This is a genomic window from Pseudomonas sp. LBUM1668 (genome assembly GCF_059695715.1).
This window is the reverse complement of sequence record NZ_CP166787.1, coordinates 2,676,421-2,682,500: the sequence shown is the minus strand read 5'-3', so window position 1 is coordinate 2,682,500 and position 6,080 is coordinate 2,676,421. Positions and strand designations below refer to the sequence as shown.

Below are 6,080 nucleotides of genomic sequence, written 5' to 3'. Positions count from 1 at the left end.
CCGACCATCAGGCCCTGGCTGTGTTCGTTGCTGCTTTCGGCGTGGGAGGAGCCGTCGGTGCCGAGGTAGCCTGCGAGCGCAGTGGTCCACAAACGGTATTGGCCGATTTTCAGGTCGGTGCCGCTGGCGAACGGTGCGGCGGCCTGGTCGATCAGCGCGTTCTGGCGCAGCAGGTAGCTGGCCGCGTCGGCGTGGACCTGACCGCCAACCGTGGATTCGACACCGCCGAGGGTTCCGGCATCGATGGCTGATTGCAGGTAGTAGTTATAGGCGCTGTAGCTGCCTGACAAGTCAGAGTTCTGTAACTGTCGCAGCAACTCGGCACCTGCCGCAGCGTTGCCGACCAGACCCGCCTGACCCGGCAAGCTGTTGTACTCGACCAGTTTGCCGCGCAGGACATAGATCGTTTCCTGTGACAGACCCAAACCTTGTTTCAGGTAGTTATCCATCGTGCCGTACTGCGCGGCCACTTCATCGAGACCTGCCTGCAAGTAACTTGCCTCGACGCCGAGTAACGGCTCATAGATAACCGCCATGCTCGGCGGTAGTGCCTTCAATGTCGCGGCGACGCGAGCGGCAGTGTAATCGTTGGTCGCCAGATAGTTGGCCATGATCGTCGCATCGTCGAGGCCAGCGATACTCTGCAACACAGCGGCCGTCCAGCCTGTACGGTCCTTGCCAGCGGTGCAGTGGAATAGCTGGGCAGCATCGACACTCGCGAGCTCGTTGAACAATTTGCCGAACTGGCCGCGCATTCCCGCATCGCTGACGAACGCGCGATTGGTCTGCTCCATCATCGCGATGGCGTCGGCGGCGCTTTTGAACGAGACCGTAGTGATGTTCGCACCGGAGGTGGTGCTGCCGATGATGTCGATGTTTTCGTAAGTCGCACCGGTAAGCAGCGTGTCCGGGGTCGCTGCGATTTCGCTTGGGGTGCGCAGGTCGTAAATGGCCTTGATGCCCAGACTGTTGAGGGTATCCAGATCCGCCGCCGATGGGGTCAACGCATTGGAACGGTAAAACACGCCGCTGCGCATCGTGCCGTCATTGGCCGTGGAGTACGCGGTGGTGAGGCCGGCGATATCGCGGAAGTTGTCGATGCTGCTCAGGCGCGGCGTATCGAGCGGGAGGGATTCGGCGGCGTTAGCAGCGGCGATGGACAGACTCATAACGGACAGCGAAAACAGAAGACGTCGGAACACAGTGCAGCCTCATGGAATAAGCGTTGGGCTGGCTACTATCGGTAATGAAGTGATACTGAATATGACAGATTGAGTGCAGATGGAAATGGCGGCGCGATCGGGCCGTGCGGTGCGCGATCTGTCCATCCATGGGAGTCGCAAGCCAAATCCATGTAGGAGCATTCGAGTGAGACGAGGCTGCGATCCTTTGATCTGGCTTTTAAAAACCAGGATCAAAAGATCGCAGCGTGCCGCAGCTCCTACATGGATATGCTTCAGTGATTAGCGATCACCTGAATCTGTGTGATCCCCACCCGCTCGGCCTGCTGCAGAATCTCCTGCGGCGTCGAGTTTGCGGTGGGCATGATCAGGCCGTTTTCGGCATCACCCAGATGCAGTTCCAGCAGATGCATGGCCGCCTCGTGATCGGCCAATTGAGGCTCCTTGAGCTCGAAGGTGTGAGTGCGAGGCTCGCCGTTGAACAGGTATTCCAGAAGATAGGTGTGCATGGTTTCATCCAGGGTTGTAGGAAGAAGCAACTGTTTATCCTGACGCACCAGTCAGCTTTTAGTTCAACTGCATGTCGCTCCGTGCGCGCCTGGAGAAATGTCTTCACTCAATGCAAACTTTTCGCGCCACCCGGCGTCCTTTTCTTACACTCCCAAACAGCTGATCACAGCTAAGGACTGGCGATGACCTTCTTTATATTCCTTCTGGCCTGCGCGGCCGCCGCGACCACTGGCGTCATGTTCAAACCGGGCGAGTGGTATGAATCGCTGGCCAAACCCGGCTTCACGCCACCCAACTGGGCCTTTCCGGTGGCCTGGACAGTGATCTATCTGTTGCTGGCCTGGGCGGGTTACCGCTTGAGCCTTATTCCCGGGAGTCAGACGGTGCTGGCTTTGTGGGCCGCGCAGATTGCCCTGAATACACTGTGGACTCCGGTGTTCTTCGGCGCACATCAAATTCTTGCCGCCATGGTGATCCTGACGCTGCTCTGGCTGGTGGTTGCGGCAATGGTGGTACTGGCCGTGCAGCTTGATCTGATCACTGGTTTAATCCTGTTTCCATATCTGGCATGGCTATGCGTCGCCGCGGCGTTGAATTTCTCCATTCTGATCAAGAACCGCTGATGAATACATTCACCCGAAAAGCACCTTGGCCGGAGGGCGAGCGCGAGTTGGCGCAGGTACACGCCTTCAACAAAAAACTCGCCTGGTTGCCGCGCTTCAAAATTCGCAATCGCGTGCTGCCGAGGATGATTCAAACGCTGCTGCGCGCCAGTCAGATCGGCGGCGCGAGCAAGCTGCGCAAACATGGCCTCACGGCTGAAAGAAGGGTGATTGATAGCGGCGGCATGCCGGTGGCCGTGCGGATCATTCGGCCCAAAGGTCGAGCAAAAGGTGTTGTGCTGGATTATCACGGTGGCGGCTGGGTGATCGGCAACGCGCAGATGAATGACAACTTCAACGTTGCCATCGTTAATACGTGCAATGTGACTGTCGTCTCGGTGGATTATCGGCTCGCGGTATCGACCCCCATTGAAGGAGTGATGCAAGACTGTCTGGCGGCGGCTCGATGGTTACTGACTGACGACGAGTTTGCCGATCTGCCGGTGATTGTCGTTGGCGAGTCGGCCGGAGGTCATCTGGCGGCAGCTACTTTGTTGGGGCTCAAGCAATCGCCCGATTTGCTGCAACGGGTAAGCGGCGCGCTGTTGTATTACGGGGTATACGATTTGACCGGCACGCCGAGCGTCCGCTCAGCGCCGCCGCAAACTTTGGTACTGGACGGTCCCGGCATGGTGGAAGCGTTGCGCATGCTCACGCCAGACCTGAGTGACGAAGAGCGCCGTCAGCCACCGTTGTCACCGCTGTATGGCGACTTCAGTGATTTCCCGCCGGCGCTGATGTTTGCCGGGGAACTCGATCCGCTACGCGACGACACCCTCGACATGGCCGAGCGCTGGATGCGATCGGCGCCTGTCGAGATGTACCTGCTGCCCTCCTCGCCCCACGGTTTCATCCATTTTCCAACCGCCATTGCTGAAAGCGTATTGAGCTACAGCCGTGAATGGATTTGCGCTAGGGTCGGCGGGCATTCGTTATTGAACTGACGTAAAACACCCGGCTGATAAGGCCGGGCTTCTTTTGAGAACTGCGATCAAGCCATGCACTCACACAGCACGGCGTTCGAGCAGCCGATCTGCACCACCTTCGGCAACCAGATTGCCCTTCAGGCGATCCGCACCATCAGCAGCCACAGCGTCGCTGAACAATGGGTCAGTCTGAGTGGCTGCTGCAACCGCATCGCTGAACAGTGGATCGGTTTGAGTAGCGCCGGCAACAGCATTCAGTGCGAACAGCGAGAAAGCGAGGCCGAGGATGGTTTGGCGTTTCATATTGATGTGCTCCGTGTGCAGTGGTTGGGTATGGAGCCGATCTTACGCCGCCCACTCGATATGAGAACCTGATTGGGTTAATGGCTGTTATTGACGCAGTCAATGATTCAATTGAACGCTTCAGCCTTGGAATTCGCCGACACGCCCTCATAACAATGACTACACCCGACATTCCCCGAGGGGAAGGACAGACCCATGACCAGCCAAACCGAAACTGCCATCCTCGCCGGCGGTTGCTTCTGGGGTATGCAGGACCTGCTGCGGCGCTACCCCGGTGTGTTGCAAACGCGGGTCGGCTACACCGGCGGCGATGTGCCAAATGCCACTTATCGCAACCATGGCAATCATGCCGAAGCGATCGAAATCGTCTTCGATCCCGCCGTGATCAGTTACCGGCAGATCCTCGAGTTCTTCTTTCAGATACACGATCCGAGCACACCCAATCGTCAGGGTAACGACCTCGGGCCCAGCTATCGCTCGGCGATCTACTACCTCAGCGAACAGCAACGCGATGTTGCCGAAGACACTGCAGCAGACGTTGACGCTTCAAAGTTGTGGCCAGGCCGCGTGATCACCGAAATCGAACCGGCAGGGCCCTTCTGGGAAGCGGAGCCGGAACACCAGGATTACCTGGAGCGTATTCCGAATGGCTACACCTGCCACTTTATCCGCCCGAACTGGAAGTTGCCCAAGCGCGACTGATAGCCAAAGTGAGTTCGCATATCTCCGACATCAGCCCCCGATACCCTTCTCTAAAAGGTACCGGGGGCTGTTCGGCTTTTCCCGTCAGCCTTTAGCAAACTCCGGCCCGTCAATGTGATACACCGTCGGCTCTTGCGAAAAGTAATCCTGCAAGCCCAGCATGAACCTCTGATGGTCATCACTCGCTTCAAAACCCGGGGTGTGATCCTCGAGTGTTTGCCATTGCACAATCAGGTTGAAGACCTCGGGACTTTCGATCCCTTGCGCGAACGTGTGACCGAGGTAACCCTTTGCGCGAGTAAGTAAGGGCGCGACCTCGGCAAACGCATGGCGGAACTGTTCTATTTGTTCTTTTCGAACGGGAAGCAAAGCGATTTCATAGATCATGGCGTGTCTCCAAATAGGTTTTCAATGTTTGAAAGTGCGTACTGACGCAATGAGACTGTCCTCGATGGCAATCGCGATCTTCCCTTGAATTCCATTGTTGGGGCTTTCCAGCCGGGCATGCGCGAGTGGAATGTCGGCAAGCGAATAGACGGCCCCCACGTGCGAGCGCAGTTGACCGCGTTCAATCAACGCGCTCAGTTCATCAAGCTTGCCGCGGTTTTGTCGGGTGAAAACGAAGTGATAACTGGCGTTCTTGCCCCAGGCCTGAACGACATTTTGTGGCTGCGCGATATCCACAATCGATACAACCCGCCCCAATTGAGCGAGCGCGTCGGGGCTGCGTGACAATGTGTTGCCGCCGATAGTGTCGAACACCACATCGACTCCGCGCCCAGCGGTTTCCCGCAGGATGGCGTCGACGTAATCCTCCTTTTCATAATCAATGATCACATCGGCCCCCATACTGCGTGCGAACTCACTGTTCGCTTCGCGCACGGTCGTGAACACCTTGGCGCCGATGGCTTTTGCCAGTTGGATCGCCACATGCCCGACGCCCCCGGCACCACCGTGTATCAGAATGGTTTCGCCCACTCTGAGCGCGGCACGTACGACCAATGCTTCCCACGCCGTCCCGCCGACCAACGTCAGGCTGGCTGCCTCCAGATGGCTTAGCGCAGCAGGCTTCTTGCCGACAATGCTTTCGGATACAACGTGGTACTCGGCGTAACTGCCTTGCCCGTCAAATATTTGCGGGGTGTACCAGACTTCGTCTCCGGGAGCGAAGGTTGTCACGCCCGGCCCCACTGCTTCGACGACGCCTGAAACGTCATGCCCGGTTATGGCCGGCAGTTGCACCAGGTCTGGATAATCGCCGCGTCGAACCTGGAAATCCAACGGGTTGATCGAAGTCGCGTGCACCCGCACCAGAACCTGCCCAGCTTGGGGCACGGGCTTGGGCACGTCGCAAAGTTCGAACGCTTGCGGGCCGCCAAATGATTTAAGTATCAGAGCTTTCATCGTATATCCTCATTTCGACAAAAAGGGATATCGAGATTTCTCGATATCTTCAGGTAAAAAGACAGCTGAAAACTACAGGTCCTTCCCGATGATCTCGGCAAGAACGCTGATGGCCGCTTCATTGCGTTTGTAGTAGGTCCACTGACCGATACGCCTGACTTCAACCAAACCCACGCGTTGCAGCGTTGCGAGGTAAGAAGACACCGTCGACTGCGACAGCCCGACACCTTCCTGGATACTGCTCACACAAACGCCCACCGTATGAACGTCACCTTCATCCTGTGGCGGGAAGTTCTTTTCGGGGTCTTTCAAACCCTTGAGGATTTCAAGTCGGGTCTGGTTTGAAAGTGCTTTGAATATTTCGAGTAAGTCCATGCCGCGAGGATATCGAT

At 57.2% G+C, this 6,080-nt stretch carries 9 protein-coding genes (1 of these 9 running past the window's edge); 3 read left to right on the top strand and 6 right to left on the bottom strand.

Going from position 1 to position 6,080, the window contains the following annotated elements; genetic code table 11:
• On the bottom strand, positions 1 to 1,202 hold the 5' portion of the coding sequence (locus tag ACA061_RS12150) for a tyrosine-protein phosphatase (protein WP_497301692.1). It extends 718 nt beyond the left edge of the window; the window shows 1,202 of its 1,920 coding nt (coding positions 1-1,202); its start codon is at positions 1,200 to 1,202; its stop codon lies off the left edge, out of view.
• 254 nt (positions 1,203 to 1,456) lie between these two features.
• Entirely contained in the window at positions 1,457 to 1,690 is a 234-nt protein-coding gene (locus ACA061_RS12145) for a hypothetical protein (RefSeq protein ID WP_497301690.1), read from the bottom strand.
• A gap of 183 nt (positions 1,691 to 1,873) precedes the next feature.
• On the opposite strand from ACA061_RS12145, the gene tspO reads away from it, so the two are divergent.
• Positions 1,874 to 2,314 (top strand): tryptophan-rich sensory protein TspO, encoded by a 441-nt coding sequence (tspO, locus tag ACA061_RS12140; protein WP_150605046.1) that lies wholly within the window; start codon positions 1,874 to 1,876, stop codon positions 2,312 to 2,314.
• Positions 2,314 to 3,297, top strand: a complete 984-nt coding sequence (locus ACA061_RS12135; RefSeq protein WP_497301688.1) for an alpha/beta hydrolase — start codon at positions 2,314 to 2,316, stop codon at positions 3,295 to 3,297. The genes tspO and ACA061_RS12135 overlap by 1 nt, the downstream gene beginning before the upstream one ends.
• A 60-nt stretch (positions 3,298 to 3,357) precedes the next feature.
• On the opposite strand, the gene ACA061_RS12130 is transcribed toward ACA061_RS12135, so the two are convergent.
• A complete protein-coding gene (locus tag ACA061_RS12130) occupies positions 3,358 to 3,582 on the bottom strand; it encodes a hypothetical protein (protein ID WP_150618265.1) in 225 nt (74 codons plus the stop codon).
• Positions 3,583 to 3,777: 195 nt separating this feature from the next.
• Here ACA061_RS12130 and msrA point away from each other — a divergent pair, with 195 nt between their 5' ends.
• Complete coding sequence (msrA, locus tag ACA061_RS12125; protein ID WP_497301687.1) at positions 3,778 to 4,284, top strand: peptide-methionine (S)-S-oxide reductase MsrA; 507 nt, start codon at positions 3,778 to 3,780, stop codon at positions 4,282 to 4,284.
• Between the two features lie 84 nt (positions 4,285 to 4,368).
• On the opposite strand, the gene ACA061_RS12120 is transcribed toward msrA, so the two are convergent.
• The 3 genes from ACA061_RS12120 to ACA061_RS12110 form a co-directional block, all read right to left on the bottom strand.
• Positions 4,369 to 4,671 (bottom strand): antibiotic biosynthesis monooxygenase family protein, encoded by a 303-nt coding sequence (locus ACA061_RS12120; RefSeq protein WP_497301686.1) that lies wholly within the window; start codon positions 4,669 to 4,671, stop codon positions 4,369 to 4,371.
• A gap of 21 nt (positions 4,672 to 4,692) precedes the next feature.
• Positions 4,693 to 5,688: a zinc-dependent alcohol dehydrogenase family protein gene (locus ACA061_RS12115; protein WP_497301685.1), complete on the bottom strand. Its 996-nt coding sequence runs from the start codon at positions 5,686 to 5,688 to the stop codon at positions 4,693 to 4,695.
• Between the two features lie 72 nt (positions 5,689 to 5,760).
• Positions 5,761 to 6,063, bottom strand: a complete 303-nt coding sequence (locus tag ACA061_RS12110; protein WP_150605040.1) for an ArsR/SmtB family transcription factor — start codon at positions 6,061 to 6,063, stop codon at positions 5,761 to 5,763.
• Between the last annotated feature and the right edge of the window lie 17 nt (positions 6,064 to 6,080).